Source organism: uncultured Corynebacterium sp., assembly GCF_947253065.1.
GTDB lineage: Bacteria > Actinomycetota > Actinomycetes > Mycobacteriales > Mycobacteriaceae > Corynebacterium.
Genome location: NZ_CAMXWS010000017.1, coordinates 16,960 through 43,626, shown reverse-complemented (window position 1 = coordinate 43,626; position 26,667 = coordinate 16,960). Strand labels below are relative to the sequence as shown.

The 26,667-nt window shown below is 61.8% G+C and carries 22 protein-coding genes and 1 pseudogene; 12 read left to right on the top strand and 11 right to left on the bottom strand.

Annotation, left to right across the window (positions count from 1 at the left end; all coding sequences use genetic code 11):
• Positions 1–206: pseudogene (locus Q0X21_RS05925) on the bottom strand (acetylornithine deacetylase); the annotation flags it as partial.
• A gap of 62 nt (positions 207–268) precedes the next feature.
• Complete coding sequence (locus Q0X21_RS05920) at positions 269–1,177, bottom strand: hypothetical protein (protein ID WP_297850903.1); 909 nt, start codon at positions 1,175–1,177, stop codon at positions 269–271.
• A 51-nt stretch (positions 1,178–1,228) separates the two neighbouring features.
• Between Q0X21_RS05920 and amn the strand changes: the two genes are divergently transcribed.
• The 3 genes from amn to Q0X21_RS05905 all read left to right on the top strand — a co-directional run bounded on the left by amn (position 1,229) and on the right by Q0X21_RS05905 (position 4,994).
• Positions 1,229–2,611 carry an AMP nucleosidase gene (amn, locus tag Q0X21_RS05915; RefSeq protein WP_297850902.1) on the top strand — a complete coding sequence of 461 codons (1,383 nt, stop codon included), beginning with the start codon at positions 1,229–1,231 and terminating at the stop codon, positions 2,609–2,611.
• A gap of 98 nt (positions 2,612–2,709) precedes the next feature.
• Positions 2,710–3,597 carry a Sir2 family NAD-dependent protein deacetylase gene (locus Q0X21_RS05910; RefSeq protein WP_297850905.1) on the top strand — a complete coding sequence of 296 codons (888 nt, stop codon included), beginning with the start codon at positions 2,710–2,712 and terminating at the stop codon, positions 3,595–3,597.
• 59 nt (positions 3,598–3,656) lie between these two features.
• Complete coding sequence (locus Q0X21_RS05905) at positions 3,657–4,994, top strand: glycosyltransferase 87 family protein (protein ID WP_297850900.1); 1,338 nt, start codon at positions 3,657–3,659, stop codon at positions 4,992–4,994.
• On the opposite strand, the gene Q0X21_RS05900 is transcribed toward Q0X21_RS05905, so the two are convergent.
• A complete protein-coding gene (locus Q0X21_RS05900; RefSeq protein WP_297850899.1) occupies positions 4,950–6,032 on the bottom strand; it encodes an ROK family protein in 1,083 nt (360 codons plus the stop codon). The two genes, Q0X21_RS05905 and Q0X21_RS05900, sit on opposite strands and share 45 nt — an antisense overlap.
• Positions 6,033–6,151: 119 nt before the next feature.
• Here Q0X21_RS05900 and Q0X21_RS05895 point away from each other — a divergent pair, with 119 nt between their 5' ends.
• Positions 6,152–7,804: a DUF885 domain-containing protein gene (locus Q0X21_RS05895; RefSeq protein ID WP_297850898.1), complete on the top strand. Its 1,653-nt coding sequence runs from the start codon at positions 6,152–6,154 to the stop codon at positions 7,802–7,804.
• A gap of 22 nt (positions 7,805–7,826) precedes the next feature.
• On the opposite strand, the gene Q0X21_RS05890 is transcribed toward Q0X21_RS05895, so the two are convergent.
• Positions 7,827–8,894: an AbrB family transcriptional regulator gene (locus tag Q0X21_RS05890; protein ID WP_297850897.1), complete on the bottom strand. Its 1,068-nt coding sequence runs from the start codon at positions 8,892–8,894 to the stop codon at positions 7,827–7,829.
• A gap of 26 nt (positions 8,895–8,920) precedes the next feature.
• Between Q0X21_RS05890 and Q0X21_RS05885 the strand changes: the two genes are divergently transcribed.
• Positions 8,921–9,670 (top strand): TSUP family transporter, encoded by a 750-nt coding sequence (locus tag Q0X21_RS05885; RefSeq protein ID WP_297850896.1) that lies wholly within the window; start codon positions 8,921–8,923, stop codon positions 9,668–9,670.
• Between the two features lie 58 nt (positions 9,671–9,728).
• Positions 9,729–10,022, top strand: coding sequence for a hypothetical protein (locus Q0X21_RS05880; protein ID WP_297850895.1), 294 nt, complete (start codon positions 9,729–9,731; stop codon positions 10,020–10,022).
• An 8-nt stretch (positions 10,023–10,030) separates the two neighbouring features.
• Here Q0X21_RS05880 and Q0X21_RS05875 read toward each other — a convergent pair whose 3' ends face one another.
• Positions 10,031–11,512, bottom strand: coding sequence for an amino acid permease (locus Q0X21_RS05875; RefSeq protein WP_297850894.1), 1,482 nt, complete (start codon positions 11,510–11,512; stop codon positions 10,031–10,033).
• 82 nt (positions 11,513–11,594) lie between these two features.
• Here Q0X21_RS05875 and Q0X21_RS05870 point away from each other — a divergent pair, with 82 nt between their 5' ends.
• Positions 11,595–11,864: a ribbon-helix-helix protein, CopG family gene (locus Q0X21_RS05870; protein WP_297850893.1), complete on the top strand. Its 270-nt coding sequence runs from the start codon at positions 11,595–11,597 to the stop codon at positions 11,862–11,864.
• A 146-nt stretch (positions 11,865–12,010) separates the two neighbouring features.
• Here the strand turns inward: Q0X21_RS05870 and Q0X21_RS05865 are convergent, their stop codons facing one another.
• Both Q0X21_RS05865 and Q0X21_RS05860 read right to left on the bottom strand, forming a co-directional pair.
• Positions 12,011–14,272, bottom strand: coding sequence for an ATP-dependent RNA helicase (locus tag Q0X21_RS05865; RefSeq protein WP_297850892.1), 2,262 nt, complete (start codon positions 14,270–14,272; stop codon positions 12,011–12,013).
• Between the two features lie 17 nt (positions 14,273–14,289).
• A complete protein-coding gene (locus Q0X21_RS05860; protein WP_297850890.1) occupies positions 14,290–14,883 on the bottom strand; it encodes a sugar O-acetyltransferase in 594 nt (197 codons plus the stop codon).
• A gap of 62 nt (positions 14,884–14,945) precedes the next feature.
• On the opposite strand from Q0X21_RS05860, the gene Q0X21_RS05855 reads away from it, so the two are divergent.
• The 5 genes from Q0X21_RS05855 to Q0X21_RS05835 all read left to right on the top strand — a co-directional run bounded on the left by Q0X21_RS05855 (position 14,946) and on the right by Q0X21_RS05835 (position 18,285).
• A complete protein-coding gene (locus Q0X21_RS05855; RefSeq protein WP_297850889.1) occupies positions 14,946–15,656 on the top strand; it encodes an SDR family oxidoreductase in 711 nt (236 codons plus the stop codon).
• Positions 15,656–16,297 carry a LysE family translocator gene (locus Q0X21_RS05850; RefSeq protein ID WP_297850888.1) on the top strand — a complete coding sequence of 214 codons (642 nt, stop codon included), beginning with the start codon at positions 15,656–15,658 and terminating at the stop codon, positions 16,295–16,297. The genes Q0X21_RS05855 and Q0X21_RS05850 overlap by 1 nt, the downstream gene beginning before the upstream one ends.
• Positions 16,298–16,309: 12 nt before the next feature.
• Entirely contained in the window at positions 16,310–16,597 is a 288-nt protein-coding gene (locus Q0X21_RS05845) for an RNA-binding S4 domain-containing protein (protein WP_297850887.1), read from the top strand.
• 4 nt (positions 16,598–16,601) lie between these two features.
• A complete protein-coding gene (locus Q0X21_RS05840) occupies positions 16,602–17,381 on the top strand; it encodes a VOC family protein (protein ID WP_297850885.1) in 780 nt (259 codons plus the stop codon).
• Positions 17,382–17,442: 61 nt separating this feature from the next.
• Entirely contained in the window at positions 17,443–18,285 is an 843-nt protein-coding gene (locus Q0X21_RS05835; protein ID WP_297850884.1) for a hypothetical protein, read from the top strand.
• On the opposite strand, the gene Q0X21_RS05830 is transcribed toward Q0X21_RS05835, so the two are convergent.
• The 4 genes from Q0X21_RS05830 to Q0X21_RS05815 form a co-directional block, all read right to left on the bottom strand.
• Positions 18,282–19,088 carry an alpha/beta hydrolase gene (locus tag Q0X21_RS05830; RefSeq protein WP_297850883.1) on the bottom strand — a complete coding sequence of 269 codons (807 nt, stop codon included), beginning with the start codon at positions 19,086–19,088 and terminating at the stop codon, positions 18,282–18,284. The two genes, Q0X21_RS05835 and Q0X21_RS05830, sit on opposite strands and share 4 nt — an antisense overlap.
• Positions 19,085–21,013 carry a M13 family metallopeptidase gene (locus Q0X21_RS05825; RefSeq protein WP_297850882.1) on the bottom strand — a complete coding sequence of 643 codons (1,929 nt, stop codon included), beginning with the start codon at positions 21,011–21,013 and terminating at the stop codon, positions 19,085–19,087. Before Q0X21_RS05825 ends, Q0X21_RS05830 begins: the two co-directional genes overlap by 4 nt.
• Positions 21,014–21,091: 78 nt before the next feature.
• Complete coding sequence (locus Q0X21_RS05820; RefSeq protein WP_367172743.1) at positions 21,092–24,583, bottom strand: arabinosyltransferase domain-containing protein; 3,492 nt, start codon at positions 24,581–24,583, stop codon at positions 21,092–21,094.
• Between the two features lie 56 nt (positions 24,584–24,639).
• Positions 24,640–26,643: a galactan 5-O-arabinofuranosyltransferase gene (locus Q0X21_RS05815; protein WP_297850881.1), complete on the bottom strand. Its 2,004-nt coding sequence runs from the start codon at positions 26,641–26,643 to the stop codon at positions 24,640–24,642.
• Positions 26,644–26,667: the final 24 nt, after the last annotated feature.

Genomic DNA, 26,667 nt, shown 5'->3' with positions numbered 1-26,667 from the left:
GTGAAAGCGACTGACACGCGACCGGGGTGTGGCTCGAAGCGGCGGATCTCAACATCGGTGCCGGAGAAGAATTCCTCGAGGGTTTCGGCATTGCGCACCTCGTTACCGGAATCCGCGGTTAGGTCGTTGACGCAGGCGTTTCGAATCAGCTTCTTCAGCAGCTCGACGGTTGTTTCTTCGAGGGTCGCTGTGGTGTTTTCGCTCATTGTGTTCACTCCTCTTCGGAATTGGACTCGGTCGCAGGCTAGGACTCAGGCTAAGACTCAGGCTAAGACTCAGACTCAGGCACAGACTCAGACTCGGGCACAGACTCAGACTCGGGCACAGTCTCGGGCACGGCCTTGGCGTGCAGGTGCTCGGAGGATTCGATCAGCAGCGCAGCGATTTGATCGAGGGCGTCTTGACAGTCTTTTTCGGAGCCGAGCACAGAGCGGGCGGCGATGGCGATGCCGTAATCGACGCCGTCGATACGCGTGAAGCCGAGCTGTCGGACGTGGAACGACGCGTCGGGAGCATCCGACCAGCCACCTTTGAACGGGACGTCAGCGATGGTGCCCAGGCCGTAGCTGTGTTCCTCGTCGATTTTGTGCATCTCTTGGATCACTGGATTCTCGGGGCGGATAGTTGCCAAGTGGTGGGCGTAGCGTGCCTGGGCGGGGACGGGCCACTCGGTGGTGCCAAAGGCGGCCTCGACGTGCACAGACGTACCTGCGTGGGCGATCTCATCGCTGACCAAAGCGCTGGCTTCCGCGTCGGAGCCGAGGCAGCGCCACAGAGCAAAAGCGGCGTCATTGTCGGACCATTCGATAGCGGCAGTGGTCTGCTCCAGGACGAAATCTTCGTCCTCGCAATGCTCATATGCAGTCAGAGCGATGGGGACTTTGATCGTGGACCAGGCGGGCAGGGTGCCGCCGGAGCCGGCGTTGGTGGGGTGGGTGCCGTCGAAAAGCGAAAGGCTTGCTTGGGTGTTGGTCTTTTCCTCGATGGCGGCGATTTTCTCCTCGAGACCGTCGATCTGCAGACCCGCATGCGCAGGCGGCGCAAGGGGAGAGGCCTGAGTAAACGGACGCCCAGCAGGATCAGAACCCTGGTCAGAGCATGCCACGAGCGCCAGTGGAAGCGCAGCGAGCACAGCTACGGTTCTTCCCCGGCGCCACATGTTCACGAGGTTGGTCACAGAACTGCACTCTAGCCCGTCGGGGCGGGCGTTTTCAGTAGGGTTGGGCGCATGGGAGCGTTAGAGGTAGTGGGAAGTGTTGACGGGGCCGTCGATAAGCTGATTGAGCTTTATGAGGCGTCGTGCGAGCGTGCCCGCGCCGGCGGCGACTACTCGCAGGTGCTGTACCCGAAGATCGCGGTAGAGATTAAGGAATGGAAGCCGATCGACCGCTCCGAGCCTTTCGGCTACGTCGACGAGGCAGGCGTGTACTCCGCGTCCGTCTCGCGCCCGGATTTGATGGCGAATTACTGGCGCCAGCAGCTGCGATGCCTGACGGAGAACTACGACGCGGAAATCTCCGTCGGCTACTCCGACATCGGCATCGCGCCCGAGTACATCCGCGGTGCGCGCCGGCCGGAAGGAGCGAAAGCGCCACGTCCCACGCTTGACGACGTCCACGATGCCATCATCGACGGCGACTGGGATGCCTTCCACGGTGCAGAAAAACCCCTCTTCCACTTCGGGCCACAACGCTTCGACATCGCGTGCGCCCGCATCGAGCACTACACCGGCATCGAGGTCGACTCGGTGCAGAAATTCATCTTGTTCACGAACTACGAGATGCACACGCGCGAGTTCGTGAAATTCGGGCTGAGCCAGCTTGCCGACGCTACAACGCGCTACCACGCCCTCGTCCTCCCCAACGGCACCCGTGTTGAACGTGGCGATGTTTCCAATATCGACGCCGTGGCCATGGACCTCGCCTCGAAGTACCAGATGCCACGCTTCGACCTAGTGGCCGACGGGAATAGTGGCGTGACCATGATCAATATCGGTGTCGGACCGTCGAATGCGAAAACGATCACGGATTGTTTGGCTGTGCTGCGCCCAGAGTGCTGGATCATGATCGGTCACTGCGCTGGCTTGGATGCCCGCATGCGCATCGGCGACCTGATTTTGGGCAACGCGTATGAGCGCCGCGACCATGTCCTGCACAGCCACATCCACCCCGAAACGCCGATCCCCGCCGTGCCGGAAATCCAGCGCACGCTGGAGAAATCCGTGAAGAAGATCTACGGCGAGGAAGAACAGTCGCTCATGCGCACTGGCACGGTACTGTCCACTGACGACCGCAACTGGGAATGGCAAGCCCCACGCGACCTGTGGGAATGGCTGCGCAATTCCACCGCGGCAGCCGTGGACATGGAATCGTGCACCATCGCCGCGAACGGTTACCGCTACCGGGTGCCTTACGGCACGCTGCTCGCGGTGTCTGACCTGCCGTTGCACGCCGTGCCGAAACTGCCCGCTGCTGCGCAGGCCTTCTACTCAAACTCGAAGGAAGCCCACGTCATGTGCGCGGTGCGTGCCGTGGAGCGGTTGGCTAAGAACCCAGAGCGGCTGCGCACCCGCAAGCTCCGTCACGCACTGGGAGAGGTTCCGTTCAGGTGACGCCACAGTCACAGCCGCAGCCGCAGCCACAGTCGCAGCCACGGCCACCGGAGCCCGAATTCACCGACCCGGCTGTCGAGCTCGCTCACCGCAGTGCGATCCGCTCGATTGAGCGGGTGGTGCACGAAACAACGGAGCCGACCCCACCCGCGCAGGCGCTCGCGGAAGTCGTGCGTCTGCTGCGAAACGGTCCGGCGCTGGTCATCACAGGTGCAGGGGTGTCTACTGCGTCGGGGATCCCGGATTACCGTTCGCCGGGTGGGCGGTTGTCGAAGGGGCGGCCGATGACGTATCAGGAGTTCGCGCACTCGCGGGCGTCGGTACGCCGTTATTGGGCGCGTGCATTCGTGGGGATCCGGCAGATGCGTGCGACTTCGCCAAACCGTGCGCATTTCGCACTGGTGGAGTTGGAGCGCGCCGGGCTGATTAGCGGCATCATCACGCAAAACGTCGACGGGTTGCACACGGAAGCCGGCTCCCGCAACGTGATTGCGCTTCACGGGGACATGGAGCACGTCGTGTGCCTCGATTGCGGTTTCAGAGAAGCACGCTCGCTTTTCGACGCCCGCCTTGAGACCGCCAACCCCACCTACCTGTCTTCCGTCCTGGTGGACGAAACCATGATCAACCCTGACGGCGATGTGGAACTGCCTGAAGAAGCGGTGCAGTCCTTCACCATGGTCGACTGCTCTCAGTGCGGGGGTTGGCGCATGAAACCGGATGTGGTGTATTTCGGGGAGAGTGTGCCGAGGGGGCGTCGGCAAGCGGCTGGCGAGTGGCTGAATGCGTCGACGTCCCTGATCGCAGTAGGCACCTCCCTTGCTGTGATGAGCGGGTACCGGCTGGTGCTCGACGCGCGTGCGGACAGCAAACCCGTCGCCGTCATCAACGGTGGCCCTGGCCGCGCCGACCCGAAAGCCGACACCCTCTGGCGCACCGACGTCGGCGACGCCATGGATGCTGTTCTTGACGCCCTGGAGATTTAGCGCACAAAAATCGTGTGCCGTCCCCCGAAAAACGCGCGTGCGCAGGTAGCGTTCAGGGCGTGAAACAGCTGGCAGGACGAATGACCGTGATCGCAGGCTTAAGCCTAACGGTCGCGTACATTGTGCTGCGATACCTGGCTAATTGGGCGCACCTCGACAACGTCTTCAAAACCGACGTGCCGCTCGACCTGTGGATTTACATGCGCGGCGGCGAACGCGTCGCGGAAGGCATCAACCTTTACCAAGACCCGATCTATTTCAGCCTGCCGTTCACGTACCCGCCGTTTTCCGGGCTGATCTTCGCGTGGGTGAGCCTGCTTGACGACGTCACCGTCACCGCCATCTGGCACACCCTCACCGTCGCTGGCGTGATCCTCGTCGTGTGGTTCTGCCTGCGTCGATTGCGTATCGACGTCAACCCCAACTCCTTCCTCCTCATCCTCCCCCTGCTTGCCGGTGTGTTCTTGCTCGGGGCTGAGCCACTTCACGCGACGTTGTTCTGGGGCCAGATCAACGTCCTGCTCATGGTCTTGGTATGCCTCGACTTCCTGCCGCTGAAGCACCGCCTGCCTGGTATCGGCGTTGGGTTGGCTGCCGGAATCAAGCTCACGCCAGCGTTCTTCGGCATTCTCTTCCTCATCCAGCGGCGGTGGTGGGCTGCGCTGGGCAGCTTCTTGACCTTTCTGGGCACTGTCGTGGTCGGCTTCCTCGTGGTCCCGGATGCGAAGAATTTCTGGACGGATGCCATCTTCAAATCCAACCGCGTCGGTGACCACACAAACCCCGGTGCACAGTCCCTGAAATCGGTGCTGGTGCGGCACCTGGGTGTTGAATCGTCAGCAGTCTGGCTCGTCCTTCTTCTGCTGACGATCGCGCTGGTCGCCGTGGCTGCAACCCTCGCCGTGAAGCGCGACAATATCCCTCTCGCTGTTGGTTTCACCGGCTTCGGTGCATGCCTGGTATCACCGTTTTCCTGGTACCACCACTGGGTGTGGATCGTGCCGGTAGCTATCGGAGTGTTCTTTGGCGTCAATCAGGCGGTGGCCACGTGGGCAAACGGGAACATGGCGCGCTGGCAGGTCGCCGGTCTGCTTTCAGTTGGGGCATTGGTGCTGACGTGCGTGCCGTTCCTCGCGACAAACGTCACCGCCAACCTCTTCTATGACGTCCACCCAGGCATGGAATCCGCGATCCTCATGGTGCCGGGTAGCTACGCACTGCTTGTCGGGTATGTTGCTTACGCGCTCGTGGAGCAGCGACGCGAAGACCGCACCGCGAAGGCAACCCGCACCGCGAAGGCAACCCGCAGCGCCAGCATGAATCAGCCCAGCTTGGTAGGGCTGCAGCCACACCTACGGCAAGTTCACAGCCAGCGGTTCCCGCAGCACGAGGTCTAGGGCCACCGCGCGGGCGATATCGCGCACCATTTCGCGGTGGGTGGGGATCATGCGAAGGCGAGCCTCGGCCCCCTCGGGGAGTGTTTGACGCACGGAGCGGGCGAACACTCCGGGAGCCTTCTGGTCGTCGATGAAGGCGGAGCCAGCCACAACCAACGTGGAGGCATTGCGCTCGGCCATGAGTTCCGCAGCCACTTCACCGAGGCCTTCAGCGCGGCGGTCCAGGGCGGCGCGGATGGAGGGGGTGGTGTGGGAGTGGGAGATGGCGTCGATAAGCGTTTGTGTTTTGGGCGCGCCGATGGAGTCGAGCAGGCCGTGGGTGGTTAGGTCTTCGCGTTCGACGGTGATGGGCACGACGAGTTTGTCTTCTGTGACGGCGGCGCCGATGGAGTCGTCGGCGAAGATCGCCATGATGGGTGCGTCGCCGATGATTTCGCCGGATTGGATTTCGGATCCGATGATCGCAGCGACGGCGGAGGAGACGGTGACGGGCACTGCGAATTGTTCGCCGAGTTGCGCGCCGATGTTCACGTCGTGCCACCCGAGGTTGGGCGCGTTGACCACGCCGTCGGGGCTGACCGCGCCGGAGGTGGTCACGCCGACGGTGGCGAGTGGCCGGTCGAGGTCCGCCATGAGTCGGTTGAGTCCGGCCATGACGTGTTGGATGAAGTCGTCTTGGCTTAGGTCGGCGACGTGCAGGTCCACGTCGACGTCGCGGATTGTGCGGCCTTTGATGTCGAAGAGCGCGATGTATGTCGCGGTTGTGCCGACGGAGATACCAGCGAAGACTGGGTCAAGTTCGGCCAGCTCAAGCGGGATGATGGGGCGGCCGCGGCCGTGAGATTTGGAGAGGTCCATTCGTTCGGTGACGAATCCTGCGGACATCAACGCCGCGATGGCGCGGGTCACGGTGGGTTGTGACAGACCTGTCGCAGAGACGAGCTCGCTTCTCGACGTCACCGGATTCAACCTCACCAAGTGCAGGCACTTCGCGGCGGGGTTCTGGGGGCGTGAGAACGCAGACCACGAGGATTTCATGAGACACATTGTAGAACGTGACTAGACCATGTTGTTCATCTGGTACCCAAATGACTGTACTAAGCGGACTATTTCGCTCGGGTGCAGAAATAACCTCGACATAGATAGACTCTGCTCTCATGAGTGAACGCACCCCATCGCTCCTGGACGCGACGTGTGAGGATTTCGTCTACGATCTCGCCGAGATTTCGCCGACCCTTGGTACCGAGATCGGTATCCACGATCACGACGACCAGTTGCAGGATTTCAGCCCCGAGCACTGGAATGAGATTGCGGACCGGATCCGTGACCTGGTCGCTGATGTCGATGCGCTTCACGACGGCACCGATGCCTCCGACGACGACGATGATTTCGACGAGGTCGACTACGTCACCGGCGAGCTCCTGCGCGACCGCATGCTCGTTGAGCTTGACTTGCACCACCGTGGCGAGAATTTGCGGATGCTCAACAACGTGACGTCGCCGGTGCAGATCATCCGTAATGCTCTGACGGTGATGCCGAAGGAGACGGACGAGGACCTGGAGAATCTGGCGCAGCGCATGTTATGTGTGCGTCGTTCGTTGGCCGGTTATCGCGAGTCGTTGGCGGAGGCTGCGGGGCAGGGGGACGTGGCGTCGCAACGCCAGATTGATGCTGTGATCAGCCAGTGTGAAGCGCTTGCTGAGGACGGTTCCTTGCTGGAGTCTTTGGGGCTCGAGTTCGATTCAGAGCCGGTCGCACAGGCGAAAGAGGCCTTTTCGGAGATGGCGGATTGGCTCTCGACGGAGCTCGCACCGCTCGCGCCACATACTGATTCGGTGGGCCGTGAGCGTTATGAGTTGTTCTCGCAGTTCTTCTTGGGCCGCGAGATCGATCTTGATGAGGCGTATGAGTGGTCGCTGGATGCGTTGGCGCAGATCGTCGATAAGCAGCAGCGTGTTGCGCACGACTTGTTTGAGGGGGAGTGCACCGCGCGCGGCGCTTATCGACGCCTCGATGAAGACCCCAACTACACCCTCACCGACAACGACCTGCTGGTCGAGTGGATGCAGAAGATGTCCGATCAGATGATCGAGCGTCTCGACGGTGAAATGTTCACCCTGCCCGAGGAGATCCGCAACCTGGATTGCCGCATCGATGCCGCCGGCACCGGCGGAATGATGTACACCCCGCCCTCAGAGGACCTGCTGCGCCCGGGCATCCTGTGGTGGTCCGTGCCGCAAGGTCAGGACGGCTTCCATGCTTGGCACGAGCTTGCTCGTATCTGCCACGAAGGTGTGCCGGGACATCACGTCCAGCAAGGCATCGCGATGACACAGCGCAACACTTTGAACCTGTGGCGCCGCACCTTGAATTGGAATGCCGCCCACGGCGAAGGCTGGGCTGTGTATGCCGAAACCCTCATGGAAGACCTGGGCTTTTTCGACGATCCGGGCTACCGCATGGGCCTGCTGGACTCCCTGCGCATGCGTCTCGCACGCGTCGCTGTTGATATCGGTGTCCACCTGCACAAGAAGACCCCGGACGGCACCGGCCAGTGGGATGCCTCCTACGCCAAGGCCTTCCTGCGCGATAACACCGCTATGAACGAGCAGAATTTGAGCTTTGAGCTCGACCGCTACATGGGCTGGCCAGGCCAAGCCACCTCGTATGCCCTCGGCTACCGCGACTGGATGGACCTGCGCGAAAAGGCCTGCGAGAAGGGCATGACCTTGCGTGAATTCCACGACAAGGCCCTGCGTCTTGGCTCAATGCCGATGGATATTCTCGCGCGCGAAGTACTCCAGGGCTAGCAGGTCGGCTCGGCTGCCGCCGCTAAAACTTGCGCCTGTCGATAGCGCGCAGAATCTTCGGCAGCGAACCCGCGAAGAGCAGGATGCAGACCAGGCGGATCAGCTGCAGTGCGACCACCGCTGGCCCACCGCCACCTTCTGAGGACAGCGCGAGAACCGTTTCGATCGCGCCGGGGCTGGTGGCCAGGTAACCCTCGAAGAATGTGATGTCGAGCCACTGCGCGACGACAAAGCCCATTGCGGCGCACGAGGCCATGACCACAATGATGAATGTGATCGTGGCGGGCAGCAGCTTGCCGAATCGTTTCAACGCCGGCACGCTCAACCCACCACCGCAGGCCCAACCGATGGACATGAATGCCACGATGGCGAGCGGTTCCGGCGGGATAATCGGCACGGGCAGAAGCATCGTGATGATCGCGGTGAGGATCAACGGCCCGAACACAGCGGGTGCGGGCAGGTGGATTTTCTTGCCGATTGGCTCGCCGATCAGCGCGATCGCGATGACGAGCAGCCACATCCACCAGGTGACGTCGAGTCCAACGGAGTGGCTCACTCCTGGCCTGGTCAACAGCGAGGCGACGAGGGGCAGCGTCATCGACACTGCCAGCAGTCGCAGGTATTGGGTCAGCGCGACGTAGCGCATGTCGGCACCCAGCTCAGTAGCGAGCGACATCATGATCGACGCGCCGCCGGACAGCATGGATAGGACGCCGGTTTCACGGGAGACGGTGAGTTCGTGGTTAAGCTTGCGTGTTTTGCGTTCGGCATAGCCGGCGAGTGAGAGGCCGCCGATGAACCCGATGCCGATGATCACCGCAGCTGATGCGAGGCCCGGCAGCAGATAATGCAGCAGTTCTGCGGGAGGTACGCCCGCGAGTGGCACAGCAGCGAGGACACCGATGATGCCGCGGCAGAAGTTGTAGAACTTAGCGTTGACTTTCAGTTCGCGGCCCGTGCCGAGCGCGGAGAAGCCCGAGACGATGATCGCGCCGAGAATCCACGCGGCGGGCACATGCAGGCGGGCAAGGAAGTACCCGAGCAGCACCGACAGCGGTGCGACGATCATCCAGCGGCTGCGTTGTTCCACGCTTCGTCATAGTAGCGTGGGGGTCCATGATCGCCATCTTGGTTGCCGCGGCAGCTCTCGCAGGCTGGGTCGATGCGGTTATCGGGGGAGGTGGGTTGATTCTCATCCCGGTGCTGATGGCTACGACGTCGATGCCGCCGGCCGGGGTTCTGGCGACGAATAAGGTGGCGTCAGTTTCGGGTACGGCGTCGGCGGCGGTGACGCTTGTGCGGCGTGTCGGGGTGCCACGCCAGACGTGGGTTTATGCACTCATCGCAGGGGCACTCTCGGCAGTGGGTGCGCTTGCAGCATCGCTTATCGACGCCTCCCTTCTCCGCCCCCTCATCCTCGTCCTCCTCATCGCCGTGGGAGTGTTCGTGGCGCTGAAACCGGAATTCGGAACCTCGCAATCCGCAGAGGATGCCCCAAGGCTGACTCCGCGGCGCATTCTGGTGGCGGCTGGTCTCGTGGCTGTGATCGGGTTTTATGACGGCTCGTTCGGCCCTGGTACCGGCATGTTCCTCATCATGGGGTTCACGGCATTATTTGCCCAGAATTTCTTGAAGTCCGCGGCGATGTCAAAGGTGATCAACACCGCCACGAATCTCGGTGCCCTGCTGGTCTTCATCGCTGGCGGGTTCGTTGATTGGCCGCTCGCATTGGCGCTTGCGGTGGCGAATATCATCGGCGCGCAGATCGGTGCCCGCACGGTCCTTGGCGGCGGTGCGAAGCTGGTGCGTTATGCACTGCTCACCTTGGTGGTTGTGCTGTCGGTGTACTTGGCTTTTCAGCTCTAGGTAGAACCGATACTCCGTCACAGAGATTCCTCAGGGGGCGGGATTAGGGTCTTCGCTCATGATCAAAACGAAAACGGCCATGGCGGTGACGGTGTCTGGATTGGTGGGGGACGCGGTCGTCGATACGCAAAAGGCCGAAGAAATCGTGGATGCTGTCCTGAAATTTGTCGACGGCACCACGATTGAGCAGCTTCATATCGTCGCGGATGCGGAGGCTTTGCCTGGTTTGGCAGTGGCTTTGGCGACGCGGGAAGAGTTGCCCGACAACCTGATGCTCGTGGAGGCGGGTCACGAGCTAGACAATGAGTTCGTGCTGGTCTCGGCAGATTTCATCATGGCGATGACCCGCTAAACCGGGCCCTATTCGAGGACCAGGGAGCCGTTGACCAGACCGATGATGGCGAAGATGGAGCCCACCACGACCAGGCCCACCACGACCCATTCGAAGGTGTTGAAGGGTTTTTCACGCTGCGCCAGACGCGTCCACACGTAGGCGATCAGACCCGGGATGACGGCGAGTGCGCCGAAGAGCACGTACACCGGGTCCGCGGCGTAGATGAGCCACAGCGAGTAGATGAAACCGATGATGCCGATGACCAGGTGGCGACGGTTGTCGGAGGAAGAGACGGTGGGGCCGGAGTCGTCGAAACGCGTGCCGGCGTGCGGGTGCGACAGGCCCTTGCCGCGCACTGAAAGGAGCACGAGGTACAGCGACGAGAAGATATACGGCAGCAGGTACATGATGGTGGCCAGCTGCACCATCGCGTTGTACGAGGTCTCGTTGGCGAAGAACAGGATGACGAACAGCTGGACCACGCTCGTGGACAGCAGCTGCGCCATGAACGGTGCTCCGTTGGCGTTGGTTTCTGCGAGCTTGCGCGGCAGGAGGTTGTCGGAGGCCATCATGACGATCGGCTCCGCGCACAGCATCTGCCAGGAAATGTAGGCGCCCAGCACCGACAGGCACAGGCCGATGGAGATTAGCGCGCCGCCCCACGGGCCGACTGCTGCTTCAAGGACCGCACCCATGGAGTTATCCGGCAGTGCTGCGAGTTCTTCGCGGGTGAGCACGCCGTACGACAGCGTGGAAACAGCGACGAGTAGGGCCAGGACGGACAGGAAACCGATAACGGTTGCGCGGCCGACGTCCTTACGGGAGCGTGCCTGCTTGGAATAGACAGATGCGCCCTCAATACCGATGAAGACCCAGACGGTGAAGAGCATGATGCCTTGGATCTGCTCGGAAAGCGGGATGCCCGAGGTATTGCCCCAGAAGTCCAGGGTGAACTTGTCCCAGCTGAATCCGACGAAGGCGATGAGCACGATGAACGCCAGGATCGGGACCAGCTTTGCAATGGTGGTGACCAGGTTCATCAGCGCCGCCTGCTTCACACCGCGCGTGAGCGCGAAGAAGATCGCCCACGTGAGCACCGAAACCGTCAGCGCCATCACCCACGGATTGTCCTGGTTGTAGAACGGCAAGTAGTGGCCGAGCGTGCCAAAGAACAAGGTGGCGTAGCCGACCTGCGCCATCACAGAGCCGAGCCAGTAGCCCCAACCGGCAGTGAAGCCGATGAAATCGCCCAGGCCAGCGCGGACATAGGAGTACACGCCGGAGTCCAAGTTCGGCTTGCGTCGCGCCAGGATCTGGAACACGAACGCGATGGACAGCATGCCCACGCCAGCGATCACCCAGCCAATCAGCATCGCGCCGGGGCTGGCCACGGAAGCGATGTTTTGGGGAAGGGCGAAAATGCCTGATCCGACAGTGGAACCGATGATCAAGGACACCAGTGTCCAGATGGTCACCGAGTGGGCGCGTTGGTTCTGGGCTGTGCTCATACCGGATTAACTTACTGGGTAAAAGCCAAAAGTTGCGAAAACTGGGTAGTTTTATCTGTTTAATTCCGTATACGATAAGGCCATGGCCAAGCGGACGATCAAGGGAAAAGAGATCACGGACGCACAGATTCAAGCCTGGGCGGACGAAGCGGAAGCGGGATATGACCCAGCGACACTTCCTCCTGCCCGCCCTGGTCGCCCTTCTATTGGGGATGGGCCTGGTTCCGTTGTCCCGGTTCGGCTTGATGCAGCGACGATCGCAGCTGTGATGGAAAAAGCAAAAGCAGAGGGTTTCGCTACTCGTTCTGATGCTATTAGGGAAGCGATCAGGAAGTGGATCAGTGCCGCTTGAGATACACGCATCTGCTCGAAAGCACTATGCGTCTCATAGGCTGAGCGATGAACTTGTTCTGTTGCAGTTCGATGATGGTCGAGAACTGCTTATCCATGCGATGAAGGCAAGGAAGAAGTACACCGACGAGCTTCGCTTTTGAACGGCTACATCCGGTTCTTGGTGCGTGCGGTGGCTTGGGCACTCCAGGGGTCTTCGGGCCAGGGGTGCTTAGGGTAGCGGCCGCGCATTTCTTTGCGTACGTCCTGGTAGGGGCCGTCCCAGAAGCTTTTGAGGTCGTCGGTAACAGCGAGTTCGCGTCCGGCCGGGGAGAGCAGGTGGAAGAGGACGCGCACGCCGCTGGCTTCGGGGGAGGTGGCCAGGCCGAAGCATTCTTGGAGTTTGACGCGGACGACGGGGCGCCCGGTGGAGTAGTCGATGCGCGGTGAGGAGCCACTGGGCACTTCGAGGCGCGCGGGCGCAAGGGTGTCCATGTCGGAAGCCTCAGGCCACGGCAGTTGGCGCATCAGCGCGGCGTACATGTCGAGTTTGCTTATGCGCGTCCCGCGTGCCAGCTCTCCCACCTCCGGCGAGTAGTCACCAGCATGGATGTCGGGCCACGGATCCCCATGGCGGTCGCGGAGGAAATCGATGCGGTCCGCCAGCCGTTGGGCTTTGTCACTGAGTGGGAAGTCAGCGAAGTCCAGTGAAATATCCGCGAGGGCTTCTTGAGCCTGTTCAGGGCTGAGCTTGATGGGTGTGGAGGTCAGTTCGATGGCGCCGAGGGAGGTGGTGCGGCGGGGGCGGAGGCGGCCGTCGATAAGCGATGCTGTGGTTTTCTTTGTGATGCGGTGCGTGGGCAGCTCGGTGGCGGCGGCTGCGCGGATGATGGCGCCGTGCGCAGTGAGTTGGATTTCGGCGGCGGCGATCCAGTCGGCGGGTGCGATGGTGGTGTCGAGCTTGGCGCGTGTGCCACTGGCCAGCAAGTATTCGCGGTCGCCGAGGTGTTTGCCCACCCACTCCGGGTAGGCGGTGGCGATGACCTCGCCGGCAGGGGCGTCCGGGGTGTGCGGCACCATGCGTGCGAAGCGTTCGACCTGGCGCTGTGGTGCGTTCGTACGGGCGAGGTCGCCGCTGGTCCCTTCGGCGAGTGCTGCGACCGTGCGTGCGGCTCCGGAACCGTGCTCAAGCAGCGCGGTGCCCAGCCGTGGATCGAGCGGCATCGCGGCGAGCTTTTCGCCCAGCGGGGTGATGGCGTGATCGTCGAGGGCGCGAAGCTCGCGGAGGGTGCGCTGCGCGTCGGCGAGCGCGTTGGCGGGCGGTTGGGTGAGAAGCGGCAGATCTGGCGAGCCCCACGCGGCGAGCGTCAGCGCGGCAGACGTGAGATCCGCGGTGGTGATCTCAGGCGCGATATCGGCGCTGAAGTGCTGGTAGTCCGACTGCGAATAGGCACGCACAACCTTGCCTGGGCCGAGACGACCCGCACGGCCGGCACGCTGATCGGCGCTCGTCTTCGCACTGGAGACCGTGACCAGGCCCGTCATCGCGCGGGCGGCGTCGCGGCGCGGCACTCGAGACAGTCCGGCATCGACGACGCGGCTCACTCCCGGCACCGTGATCGAGCTTTCCGCAATCGATGTAGCCACGACGACCTGCGCATTTCCGTTTAGTGCTTCGTCTTGCTCCTTGTTTGTCAGGCGCCCATGGAGCGGTGCCGCGCTGGGTAGCTGGGCGCACACGACGTCGACCTCGCGTGCGCCGGGCACGAAAACGAGGGTGCGCCCGTCGTGCGGAGTGCCTGCAAGTTGCGCGACGTGGGAGTAGAACTCCCGCGAACCCTCCGCGCGGCCGGGGTGCGGGTGGTAGCTGAAATCGAGCGGGTGGGTGACGGCCTCCGTGGACAGGATCTGCGCGCCCATGTGGGTGGCGAGGGCCTTCGCGTCGAGGGTGGCGGACATGGCGGCGAGGTACAGGTCATCGCGCAGAAAAGCCACTTCCATCGCCATGGCCAACACCAGGTCGGTGTCCAATTGGCGTTCGTGGACCTCGTCGATGAGTACCGCGCCAACACCGGTCAGCTCTGGGTCTTTGATCAGCCGATTCAGCAGGACGCCCGGGGTGACAAACTGCACCGCGGACCCTTGTTTGTGCTCGCCGCGGATGGAATAGCCGACGAGCTCGCCAAGAGGAGTGCCACTAAGCTGCGCTAATCGACGCGCCGCCGCCCGCACCGCCACCCTCCTCGGTGCGGTGACCAGCGTGACGCCGTTGTCAGCAGTGAGGTTGCTGATCGCAGGCGGCAGCAGGGTCGTCTTGCCTGTGCCTGGGGGAGCTTCGACCACCAGCGGGCCACGCGCAGGAAGGTCGCCGATGACATCTGCGACGGGAAGGCCAGCGCCGATGGTGGAAAGGTCGAACCTGTCGGTCATAGTGCCAGTGTGTCAGGCTAGTCCTGCGGTTTCAGCGAGCGGATCAGCTTGGCCGGCACACCGCCGACGAGGCTGTCATCCGGGACGTCCTTAGCCACGACAGCACCGGCGGCGATGACGCAGCGGTCACCGATGGTCACACCAGGTAGGACGATCGCGCCGGCGCCGAACCAGCAGTCGTCGCCGATGTTGATGGGACGGCCGCGCTCCCAGCCGTCGGCACGCTCTTTCGCATCATTAACCGGGTGCTCGACGGTGATGAGCTGGCAACCTGGACCAAACAGGGTGCGCTTGCCCACGTTCACCTCAGCTACGTCCAAGATCACGCAGTTGTAATTGAGGAAGCAGCCTTCGCCAAAGGTGGTGTGCGCACCGAATTCGACCTGTAGCGGTGCGAAAACTTCAGGGATGGCGGAACCAGGGGCGAGGATGCCTTTCAAGAGCTCTTCCGCACGCTCAGGATTCAAATTGCCTAAAGAATTCAGTTCGCGGATGCGCTCCCACGCGGCGTGGCGGACAGTTTCCAGCTCGTCGGAATCCGGCTTGTACCAGCGGGAGGCGCGGAGGTCGGCGAAGTTGGGGTGTTCTGTCGCATCATCAAGCGTGGTCATATGCGCAAGGGTACGCGTTAAAAAACCAGTGCCCGCCGAGGGGCACGCCTACACTGCACCACATGAGCGAGAAGAAGATTGCGGTAGTCACTGGCGGATCAGCAGGCATCGGGGAGGCCGCGGCCAGGGCCCTAGCTAAAGACGGTTACACCGTCTATGTCTGCGCGCGCCGTAAGGAGCTGTGCGATGACATCGCCGCCGAGATCGGCGGAGTGGGGGTGGAGTTGGATGTGACGGATGAGGGGAGCGTCGAGAAGCTTGCGAGCGTACTTGAGCGCGTTGATGTCCTGGTGAATAACGCGGGCGGCGCGCGCGGACTCGATCCGTTGCGCGAAGCCAAGCCGGAGGATTGGGACTGGATGTACCAGACGAATGTGCTGGGCACCGTGCGCGTGACCAAGGCGCTGTACCCCGCGCTTGTTGCGGCAGAAGGCCTGGTCATCAACATCGGATCCGTCGCCGGCTGGGATGCGTACGTCGGCGGGTCCGGCTACAACGCCGCCAAATTCGGCCTGCGCGCACTCACGCGTGCTTTCCGACGCGAAGAGGCAGACACCCCCATCCGCATCACCGAAATCGACCCCGGCCGCGTGAAGACGGACTTTGCCTACAACCGCTTCGGCGACGAAGCACGCGCCGCGGAAGTCTACGACGGCAAGCTCAACCTGACTGCCGAGGACATCGCTGAGGCGATCCGTTGGGTGGCGTCCCTGCCGCCGCACGTCAACATTGACACGATGAATATCATGCCGCGCGACCAGGCAGAACGTTAATGGCACTCGGTCAATTACTCGCGCTGATCGGCGTGTGGGTCGCCGCGATCGCTAGCCCTGGCCCCGACGTTGTGCAGATCGCGCGCCTCGGCGTGAAATCACGCGCGGCGGGTGTCGCGTGCGCCGTGGGCATCATGATCGGCAACACCGGCTGGATTGCCGCGTCGCTTCTCGGCTTGAGCGCACTGATCCAAGCCGCGCCGGAAATTCTCGCCGTGCTCCAACTCGTCGGCGGGGCGTACCTGCTGTGGATGGGCATTGGTGCGGTGCGCGCCGGGTTCGCCGCGCGGAAAACGACCACGAGCGACGACGTTGCACCCGCTGCAGCTCTGCCGACCAGCAAGGCTTTGCGCATCGGGATTGCCACGAACCTGTCTAATCCGAAGGCGGTGCTGTTCTTCGGGGCGGTTTTCGCGCAGTTTGTGAAGCCGGGCATGGGCTGGGAGTGGATGTTGGTCATCCTGCTCACGCTCGTGGTTATCGGATTCGCGTGGTTCGTTGGGTTTGCGCTGTTGGTGGACAAGGTCTCGGGCTTTTTGGACCGCTATGGGCACGTGGTCGATGTTGTCACGGGCCTGATCTTTGTGGCACTGGCGCTGTGGATGATTGTCGAGGGGGCTTCTGGTTTATTGCCCGGCTAAACTTGCGGGCATATGGATATCAGCATCAGCGGCGAAAGCATCAAGCTCGGCCAGTTTCTGAAACTCGCGAACCTCGTGGAAACGGGTGGGCACGCGAAAGAGCTCATTACCTCGGGCGATGTCATGGTCAATGGCGAAGTCGTCACAGCACGAGGGCACGAGCTTATCGACGGCGACGTGGTCTCCATTCCCTCCGCCTCCATCACCGCCACTGTGGTGAGCGGTGGCGGCGATGACGACTATTTTGATGAGCGCACCGCCAACGACGATTTCGATCCGGAGAAGTGGAGGAACCTCTAAAACCATGCCTGCTTTTGAGGCCCGTGAGGGCATGCCGTACTGGATCGATCTGCTGTCGTCGGAGACACGGAAATCGGCTTATTTCTACTCCCGGATTTTCGGCTGGGAGGTCGAAGAGGGCGATTACCGGATTGCTCGCCTGCAGGGCATGCCGGTTGCTGGCATGGTGCCGCAGGACACGATGCCGGATGCGTGGGTGACGTACTTCCTGTCGACTGATATTGAGCGTGACGCCCAGCGTGTGGCTGAACTCGGGGGACGCGTGTTGGCCGAGCCGCAGCAGGTGTCGCTGGGCACGATGGCTCTGTGCGCAGATAGCGCTGGTGGTTGGTTCGGCCTGTTCCAGCCGGCTGGCGAGGATGCATTCGTGGCAGCCGGCGAGCCGGGCACGCCGGTGTGGCATGAATATACGTGTACGGGTGACGTCGAAAAGCTTGCGTCCTTTTATGGCGAGCTGTTCAACTGGGACATCGTGGAAAATGACGGCTATTTGCTGGCCATGCAGGACGGCGCAGCATTCGCTGGTATTTGGGATGCGCGGGAGCAGATCCCGGCGGAGATCCCGAGCTTCTGGCGCTCGTATCTTGGTGTTGCGAATGTCGCTGAGGCCCGCAGCCGCATCGAGGAATTCGGTGGCGAGGTACTTCGCGGCCCAGAGAATTCTCCGTTCGGGCTGTTGCTCACCGCGGTGGATTCCACCGGTGCGGTAGTCACATTGTGCGAGGTCGATGAACCTGTCGACGAAGAGACCCTCGACGAAGGCGATTCCATCCTGCACCTTTAGCCGAGTGTGCAGGTGTAAGTGAATACACAGTGCGCGCATGGTGTGTGCATAATGAGCACTTGTGAAAAAGTTCCTCGCCACCGCGGCGTTTTCCGCGGGCCTCATTGCTGCTGCACAGGTGGTTCACTGTGCGCCGGAGGCCTACGCGATTGACGTCATTCCGGGTGATACGGGGGAACGCACTGACCTGGTTGTCTACCACTCGGATGGGCACTGGACGGGTTCGCCGAATGCGCGCGAAACCCGCCCGGCACTGTCCTTGGCCAAGCTCTATCTGGGCTACTACGTGCTAGCTAACGGCACGACTGAAGAGCGTGGCCAGGTGCTGGAAATGATCAGGGTTTCCGATGATGCTGTTGCGGTGGAGTTGGATAAGAAATACCCCGAAGCTATCAATGATGTGGCTGAGGAATTCGGCTTGAAAGGAACCTTCAGTACTGGTTATTGGGGTAAATCGGGAACGACACCATATGACTTGGCCAAATTTGTCACCTTGATTTTGAATGATCCGGTGGCTGAACCGCTGATCCGTGGCATGGCTAATCATGCGCCGTACGCATTAGACGGCTTCAAGCAGGATTTCGGTACAGACCAGCTCGATGGGGCGGTGGGCTCGAAATTCGGTTGGGCGGATGACCTGGAATCAGCTTTCGGGTCGGTGACCTTCGGCCCAAGCTGGGTGGCCGCTGCGCTCAGCTATGGGGACGTCGACGAGCACACCGACGATGTTCATGCCTGGATTGATCAGGCCGAAGAAGCACCGTTGTCCTTCGGTGTGGATCCGGCGACACTGGAGATGCGCCGCATCACCAACGGTGCAGAGGCCCTGACCATTTGGATGTCTGATCAGGGCCATTGGGGGCTGCACACGGTGGAAAAGCCGTTCACGCCCATTGCCGACTAGCTGTTGCGCAGAGTCTCTGCGACGGAGGCGGTGATGCGTCGGAATTCTTCCGGCGTGGCAATGATCCCGGCCTGGTTCTCACCGATCCCAGCAGACGAGTGGTTGGGGGTGGGGTGGGTGAGGGGTGTGGCGTCGATAAGCGTTGCTGAGTGTTGTTCAACAGCGCGTGCCGCCAGAATCGCTGTGGCGGTGGGGCTTTGCTGTGAGATGTAGCCCAACGCCGCGTCGATTGCCTCAGTGGTGGGTGCATCGAGGTCCACGATCGTGGTGCCAGTAAGCTGCGCGACAGCTGCGATGAGAGGGCGCCAGTAGTGCTCAACAGCGCGTGGGCCGAAGCCTTCGGGGTGGACGGCGATGGCCCACTGTCCGGTCGGAGTGGTGTCACCGGCAGGAGCGAAGAGTCGCGCACCGAGTTCGGGCAGCTCACTCGTCTCGGCGTCCATGCCGTAGGCGACGCCGGGCATGGTGTGGTCGAGGCCGGAGCCGAGCATCAACATCGCTGCGTGCGTGAGACGATCAGGCAGTGCCGCGAGGTAGCGGTCAATCGCTTCCGCATCGGTACTGGAAGGCACCGGGTAGCTGTTCTCCATGTAGGAAACCAGCTGCGCCAATCGCTCTGTGGGCGGGAGCGAACGCTCTACTCCGCCGACCTGGAAATCCTCCAGGTGCTGCTCGTTGAGCGGGTATTCGGCGCCAGCATCACCGGCGGGCAGGGGAGCGTCGGGCTCGATCTGCTCCGGGACGTGCCGCATGCGGTCTTGCGCGGCGGCGAAATCGTTGGTGGGTGCTCCAGAGTCCGTCACCAGATCACCACACGATCTTCCGGAGCAACCCACATCGCGGAGTGCTCGTCCACATCCGGGAATGCTTCGTAGAACTCGGAGATATTGCCCGCGATGACATTGCAGCGGAACTCGGCTGGCGAGTGCGGGTCGATGGCCAGGTACTGCTCCGCCATCTCTGGGCGAATGGCAGTGCGCCACACGCGCGACCAGGCCAGGAACAGACGCTGCAGGCCCGTGAATTCCTTCCCCTCGAGTTCCGCGGAGGCGCCGTCGGCTTCGAAGGGGAGCGCTGGACCGTCGTCAAGCTGGTGCTCTTTGAGGTAGTTCTTATACGCGACGACAGCGATGCCGAGTCCGCCCAGGTCACCGATGTTTTCGCCGAGGGTGAATTCGCCGTTGACGCCTTTGGTGTCCCGGCCGGCGAGCACGGAGGGGACGAGCCCGTTGTACTGCTTAACCAGCTTGCTGGTCAGTTCTTCGAAGCGGGCGCGATCGTCGTCGGTCCACCAGGAGTTGAGGTTGCCGGCGCCGTCATAGCGCGAGCCCTGGTCGTCGAAGCCGTGGCCGATTTCGTGGCCGATGACTGCACCGATCGCACCGAAATTCTCGGCCGGGTCGGCGTCGATGTCGAAGAACGGCGGGCGCAGGATCGCGGCGGGGAACGTGATGTCGTTGACCACCGGGTTGTAGAACGCGTTGACGGTCTGCGGGGTGGTCACCCATTCGTCGCGGTCGGCGGGCTTGCCGATCTTGGCTACCTGGTAGTCGTGCTCAAATTCGGCACCAGCGCGTACGTTAGCGACCAGGTCAGCGCCGCTGCGGGAGAATTCCAACCCGTCGAAGGAGCGCCACGTGTCGGGGTAGCCAATCTTTGGGCGGAATTGCGACAGCTTCTCCAGCGCACGCTCGCGGGTGGCGGGCGACATCCAGGAAAGCTGGCTGATGCGCTCGCGGTACGCGGCGACAAGGTAGTCGACGAGCTTCAGCATTTCGTCTTTTGCTTCAGGGGAGAAGTGCTTATCGACGAACTCCTTACCCATATCTTCCCCCACCAGCCCCTCTGCCAGGGCGATGCCGCGCTTCCACCGGTCGCGCTGCTGCGTCGCGCCGGATAGTGCGGTGCCGTAGAACTCGAAATTGGCGGCACCTACTTCTTCGGGCAAGACCCCTGCGCGGGAGATGAGGATGTGCCAGGTCGCCCAGAGCTGCCAGTCCGGCAGGGTTTCTGCGCGCAGCATCTTTGAGAGGTCCTCGGTGTAGGAGGGCATCATGTTGATCACGCGGCCGCGCTCAAGCCCGGAGCCCCGCAGAAGTTTTTGAATGATGGCCGGAAGCTCGCTGAGCTCCGTCGGGTTGTAGGTCTTCACCGCGTCGCGGCTGGCCACAACATCCCAGTGGCTGTGCGCGATCTGCTTCTCAGTTTCCACGATGCGCTCGGCAGCGGTCGCGGCGCTGAGTCCGAAGAGGCGGGAAGGATCCAAAAAGCCGAGCATGCGCTCGACGTGCGCGCGGTATTTCTGCAGTGTTTCTGCGTGTGCGGGATCGCGGTAGTACGCCTCATCCGGCAGGCCCAGACCGGACTGGACCAGGTAAGGAACTGCCGTATCGCCCTCGGAATCCTTCTCAACCCAGTAGCTCAACGGGCTGGACACACCGCGACGGTCCAGCACGCCCAAGTTGTGGGCAAGCTCGTCAATATTGGCCACGCTGATCAGCTCAAAATCGCTTTCCAGCGGAGCGAGACCTGCTGCGTTGATCGCCTCGGTATCCATGAAAGAGGCGTACAGATCGCCCGCGCGGCTGGTCGATTCCTTGACCAGTTCATGCACGTCTTCCTCGGCCTTATCGCGCAGGCCGTGGAATGTGCCATCCACACCACGGTCGTCGGGGATGACGTGGCTTTCCAACCAGGGTCCGTTCACAAGCTTGTAGAGGTCCTTCATGGCTCCCCACTGTAGTGAAACGCCGGGGCCGCTAAGGCGGCCCCGGCGAGTTTCCAGGTTTGAAAGGGTGGCTGAACCTTACATTCGTCCCTTTTCTTCGTGCGGGTTGCGGATCTTCATGTCAGAAGACTTCCACCAACCAGAGCGCATGATCTCTTCATAGTTGATCTCCGCCGGCGCCGGATCCTGGCCAAGCGAGTTGGTGCGCAGCACGTAGCGGTATGCGGAACCCCAGTCGCGGTGCCAATCCTTATCCAGGTAGCCCGGCATCTCGTAAGCCGAGTTCACTGCCTCAGCAGTGGACAACGCACCACCACCGAGGAAGTCTTGGAAGCCACTGAGCTGTTCCTTGCCCGGTGCGTCCGGGGAGATACGGAACTGTGGGATCTCCGTGACACCTGCGTAGTGGTTGAAGGTGCGGTGGCACGGGAACTGCAGCGCTACAGACCAATCCAGAAGGCCTGGGGTCTCAGAATCGAAGACCTCAGTGATGTGCTCCAGCGTTGGGTTACGCAGCGGTGTCAGTGCCATCCACTCGTACGGGTCAAGGTTGATGTCTTCGCCGGCAAGACGCACAACATTGGCTTCTTCCGGCAAGTCAGCAATGGGGTAGCGCAGGTTGCGCCACTTCACTGCTGGGCCCGGATCGAGCATTTCTACCTCGCCGATGCCGGTGACAGAACCGTCGTCGTTACGCGTGCCGTATTCCAGCTTGAGGGTCTGGCCTTCCTTTTCCTCACCGTTGATGTCGTGGTGCTCAATGCGGCCAGCAACCGACGCGACCAGCAGCGGTGCTTCCTCGGTAGCTTCGGGCAGCTCGAACCAGCTGGTGGTGATCTCCGAGGAAGACTGCGCATTCTCATTGAAGGTGCCTAGCACCGGAATGCGGTTGTAATCCAAGTTGAAAGGCAGACGGACCGTCGAACCGTTGATGCCCACCTGGTCCGGGGAACGGTTGCCCTGGGTGCCAGCGCGGCTGGTGGACTGGACGGTGTCGGAAGTGACATCGTCGCCGCCCGTGCCACTGCCGGTCGGGGTTTCCGCTGCGGCATTGTCCGCGCCAGCAGAGGAGTCGCCAGAGTTATTAGCAGTATTAGAACCGCTATCGTTTGCAGCATTCGTATCGCCGATCTTGCCGACGCTCGCCGAACCCTCATTCTCCGAGTCGATATATGCCGGCACGCCCTCCGGGTGGAAACCGCGGACGGTACCGGACTCGAGGGAGCGGCCCAGCGGGACGCCGTCGACAGGGGTGAGGAACGAGTCGTTCGTGTTGGTCTCCAGCAAGACATCGCCACTGAGCTGGCAGGTATCGCCCTTCAGCGAGCGGAGATTGCCCATGCCGACGGAGTAGGCCGGCGCTTGATCCACGAAGGACTTCACAAATGTCAGGCACGAGAACGTGACGACGAGGATCGACGCGACCGCGATCGGTGCCGTCATGATCGTGCGGAAGCGGGAGCCTTCTGCGGCCTCGGCAGCCTCGAATTCCCGAAGCTTGCCGGCAGCTTCCGCCTGCTCGCGGCGCTGGCTGAAACGCAGCGACTGGAAAACACCCACGACAACGGTGATCAGACACAGGCCCAGCATGACCGTGCTTGCCTCGATGCCCTTGAACTGGATTGTCTTATCCCACCACGGCACCGCGAAGGAGGAGACATACCACCAGGCATTCCAACCAGCCAAAGAAATGGCCAGCAGGAACATCACTGCGGCGAGCGAGAAAGTGCGGGCGCGAGCAGAACGAGAAGCGATCTGCGCGAGCACCACCGCGCCCAATGCGGCGGCAGCACCGGCGAGGCCGGCATAGATACCGAAGTGGTGGGTCCACTTGGTCGGGGTGAACATGAGGAAGAACATGGACAGGGCGAAGATGGCCAACAGGCGCCTCGTCGGGTCTTTCTCCGCACCTTCGACCTTGCCAAAGCGAGACATGCTCCACAGCACCAGGCCAAGGCAGAACAGCAAGGTGAACATGGCGAAACGGCGGGTCATGGAGCCGTCCACGGCTGCTTCAAAGAGCGTGGAGTAGCGGACGTACTCGTTGAACCACTCCAGAGCCGGGCCGACCTCGGAACGCACCGCGGTTGCCTCCAGCACGCTCGCCAAAGTCTGGTCGTGGAAGACCGGGATCATCACCGCGAAGCCCAAGCCAAGGAATGGCAGGACGTAGGCGGCAGGGGGTGCGATGGCGGTGCGCTCGCGCATAATGCGGAACACTCGCGGCAGGCATACCAAGAAGATACCGACGGCGGTGAGACCGGTCGGGCCGCACGCCAGTGTGAATGCGGCGAACACGGTGCCCAATGCGGCTGGGGTGAGACGACGCGAAGCGATCGCGCTTTCAAAGGAAGCCCACGTGACAATCGTGCCTAATGCGATGATCGGCTCCGGGCGCAGACCATTGTCGTACGGCATCCAGAAGGCCAGGAACATGAATGCAGCAGTCCAGTACGCCACGCGCCGGGTCGCGATGGCAGAGCCAAGGCGCGGCAAGATCTCTCGCGACAGCACAAACCAGATAGCGATGCCAGACAGAAGCGTCGGCAAGCGCATCCATGCCGATGCCGTGCTGACCTGCGACAGCATGGACAGCAGGTTGTAGAACGGTGCGCCGAAGGGAGACTCCGGTACGCCGTACCAGCGGTAATAATTGGCCATGTAGTCCGAATCATTGGCCACCCGCGCCATGGTCAGCAGGAAGCCATCATCAGACGTATTAGCACCAAAGAAGTGCCAGAAAAGTAGCAGGCCGACGACCACAGCGTCCAGCGGCTTGAGCGTCTTCCACTCTGGACGCAGCGGGCGCAGCTTTCGGCCATCGAGCAAGTCCAAACGGACAATCGACCACAGGGCGATGACAGCGGAGATGCTGCCCGCGATCATGGCCACCCATTTCACCGCGGACGGGGAAGAGGTGAAGCGGGAATTGATCTCTACGTGGGCGTTGAGGCCGGCGTCGATAAGCGCTTGTGCCTGCTCTTCGGACAACTCTGTGTAGATGCCCGTGAGCTGAGGACGCATATCGTCCTCGCTCTCACCCTTGAATTCTGTGCCCGGGACGGTAACCGTGACACCATCGCCCGTGGCCTCGAGCTTCAGCGCCGCGCCGTCTTCCTTGCGCACGCTGTCCAGCTCCTCGGGGGAGAGCTCGAAAATGACCTCGTTGAGCGAGGAGACCGTCAGCCCGCCTTCCTCCGGCGCGGTGACGAACAATCCGCGGTCAAGCGCCTCTGTCGAATCTGGCGGCAGAGTCGACAAAACATTCGTCTGTCCCGGATTCAGCGAATCCGACACCGTGAGCGGAATCGTCATGTCCAAAGACTCTGGCGCCAGCGAAATCAACGGCGCGTTCACTGAATTCAGCGAACCATTCTGCGGCCAATCAAACGACGACTGGACCTGCTTCACCGGCAAAAGCGGGGTGAGCGCGAAGAACAGGAATGCCAACACGCCCGACAGCATCGCCACGCGGTTCAGCCTCCTTGGGCTGCGCTGCGGTGGGGCCGCGGTGCGGGTGCTGCCCACCACGGGTGAGTCTGTCTGCGTCATCTGCTCTTCCTTATTCACGCCGGGTGATTGTACTTTCTGCTCAGGCTCATTCTGTGGCTGCTTCTTACTACCGGTCACTTATTGCGGGTCACCACCACAAATGGGCCGAATTGCTCCACGGTCCAGTCAGCGGAATCAAATGCCTTGGGGTTGAAGAACAACGCCTCGTAGTGGACATTCGGCTGGCTGGGGAAAATATCGTGTGCGATGTGCGTCTTCCACGGCTCTTCCGGGGCGGTCTCACTGCCACGCAGCAAGAACACATCGGGGGCCTTCCAGCGCTCATTTACCTTATCGACGGCGCGCGTGAACTCAGCCGGATCTGAAAGCTCATTGAAGGAGCCGATGGCCAACGATGCGATCGTGTCATTGCGGGCGTCGAACTCGCCGAGCGGATTCGCATAGTGGCTCGTATACGCGTTGAACCCGTGGTACGGGTGGAATGCCATGAAGTTGATCTCATCGGTGAACAGCACGGTGTCCGTCGGGTTGTAGCCCTGGGATTGGATGAAGTCATTTATCTGGATGTAATAGCGCCCCACATCCGATTCGCGGCGGTCAGCGCGCTCGCCGTTGCCGTCGGTGCCGGTGTAGGCCTCGTCGATGAAGCTCTCGTTTTCATCCGGGATCTGCTGCACATACGCCAATGCTCCTGCCCCGAGGAGAACCACAAACAGGGCAGTGACCACGCGATTGCCCTTTTCTGTCAACCGATCTGGGTACAGGCTGTCGATGCCAATCAGGCGTAGTTCCATGATCGCGAAAATGCCTGCGGTAGATAGCAGCAGCGCGATGAGCACCTCCACGCGGAAGCCGAGCAGAGTCGTGCCCGCGAGAGAGATCACCATGGAACCGAAAACCCACACGTAACAAACAGTGACTGCCAGGGCGAAGTAGGTGATCTCCGGATCACGGAAACGCACCAGAATGTAGATCAAACCGATCAAGCTCAATGCACCGACTGCAGTCAGTGCGAAAAATGGCAGCGGAATGATGGTGCCTTCTGAAGGCAGGAAGTGCTGCGCCGTCGAGCGCACCGATTCCGGACTAGTGAGCAGCCCCTTCAGGTACGGCCCCCACACGACTAGCGCGATTGCAATGGAACCGAAACCGATCACAGCCACCTGTCGCAGTGGCTGCCACCAACTCTTTGTGCGCGTGCCCGCCACAGCTGTAGTGACGGCGAAGATGACCATCGTGATCGCCAGAATGCCGGTGTACAGCGTGTAGAAGCACGCCGAAACCCCCAGGTAAACAGCAAGTCCGATCGTGTTCGCCCACGAGCCGTGCATCGCGCGGTAACCCATCACCGCGGCTGCCGGCACGCCCATGGCCACGATCGCGGCATATGGCTCATCCGGCACCATGGTCAAACAGATCGCCGTCGTCGCAACAGCGATCGCTGTCGCTGCCGGCAAAGAACCAAGCAGCTTCCGCCACACCGGCACTAGCGCTGAACCGGCTGCCGCGAGCGACACAATCGCCCACGGCTGGTATACCTCCCAGCCAGGCATGCCAAGAATGTTGGACAAACGCCCACCAAGCCAAAACCATCCAAGCGGGTAGAACGACGGCAGGTCTATGTAGTTCATGTCCTGGTTCGCGGCGGTTTCCGCCATCCGCGTCAAAAACTGGGTGCGGAAGCCCTGGTCCACCTGGATGCCATCGAGGTACAGCTTGGTCGCTGACAGTGGAATCCCCAGCGCGGAGACCACAAGACCAGACGGGGCAAGAGTGCACACCACCTCAGTCAGCCACGCGCGCCACCGCGGTCGCGGACGATCACCGTCACGCAACCACAGCCATATCAGCACGGCGACAGCCACGATCACCAGGAAAGAGCACGCTGTCGCCAGCGCGCGAGTGACCATGGAGACGTTGAACGCAGCCAATGACACCGAATGCAGTACGTACCACGCGGCCAGCGCGAAAAGCGCGCCGCCGAAGAGTGCGCATACAAAACGCACCAGTGCGGCCCCAGTAGTTAGGCCGTCTGGTGCGTACGCGGTAACGCGCCTGCGCTCCGCAATTGTCTGTTCTGACTGCCGCTCGCGCTGCTTGGTGAGTTGCTCTGCCATAACTGACAGTGTCCCACAGCGCGG

Bases quoted from the DNA above. Each gene is read 5' to 3' on its own strand.
- amn (WP_297850902.1), top strand. From the start codon at position 1,229: ATGGGAGCGTTAGAGGTAGTGGGAAGTGTTGACGGGGCCGTCGATAAG.
- Q0X21_RS05900 (WP_297850899.1), bottom strand. From the start codon at position 6,032: ATGAAATCCTCGTGGTCTGCGTTCTCACGCCCCCAGAACCCCGCCGCG.
- Q0X21_RS05895 (WP_297850898.1), top strand. From the start codon at position 6,152: ATGAGTGAACGCACCCCATCGCTCCTGGACGCGACGTGTGAGGATTTC.
- Q0X21_RS05885 (WP_297850896.1), top strand. From the start codon at position 8,921: ATGATCGCCATCTTGGTTGCCGCGGCAGCTCTCGCAGGCTGGGTCGAT.
- Q0X21_RS05880 (WP_297850895.1), top strand. From the start codon at position 9,729: ATGATCAAAACGAAAACGGCCATGGCGGTGACGGTGTCTGGATTGGTG.
- Q0X21_RS05875 (WP_297850894.1), bottom strand. From the start codon at position 11,512: ATGAGCACAGCCCAGAACCAACGCGCCCACTCGGTGACCATCTGGACA.
- Q0X21_RS05870 (WP_297850893.1), top strand. From the start codon at position 11,595: ATGGCCAAGCGGACGATCAAGGGAAAAGAGATCACGGACGCACAGATT.
- Q0X21_RS05865 (WP_297850892.1), bottom strand. From the start codon at position 14,272: ATGACCGACAGGTTCGACCTTTCCACCATCGGCGCTGGCCTTCCCGTC.
- Q0X21_RS05860 (WP_297850890.1), bottom strand. From the start codon at position 14,883: ATGACCACGCTTGATGATGCGACAGAACACCCCAACTTCGCCGACCTC.
- Q0X21_RS05855 (WP_297850889.1), top strand. From the start codon at position 14,946: ATGAGCGAGAAGAAGATTGCGGTAGTCACTGGCGGATCAGCAGGCATC.
- Q0X21_RS05850 (WP_297850888.1), top strand. From the start codon at position 15,656: ATGGCACTCGGTCAATTACTCGCGCTGATCGGCGTGTGGGTCGCCGCG.
- Q0X21_RS05845 (WP_297850887.1), top strand. From the start codon at position 16,310: ATGGATATCAGCATCAGCGGCGAAAGCATCAAGCTCGGCCAGTTTCTG.
- Q0X21_RS05840 (WP_297850885.1), top strand. From the start codon at position 16,602: ATGCCTGCTTTTGAGGCCCGTGAGGGCATGCCGTACTGGATCGATCTG.
- Q0X21_RS05825 (WP_297850882.1), bottom strand. From the start codon at position 21,013: ATGAAGGACCTCTACAAGCTTGTGAACGGACCCTGGTTGGAAAGCCAC.
- Q0X21_RS05815 (WP_297850881.1), bottom strand. From the start codon at position 26,643: ATGGCAGAGCAACTCACCAAGCAGCGCGAGCGGCAGTCAGAACAGACA.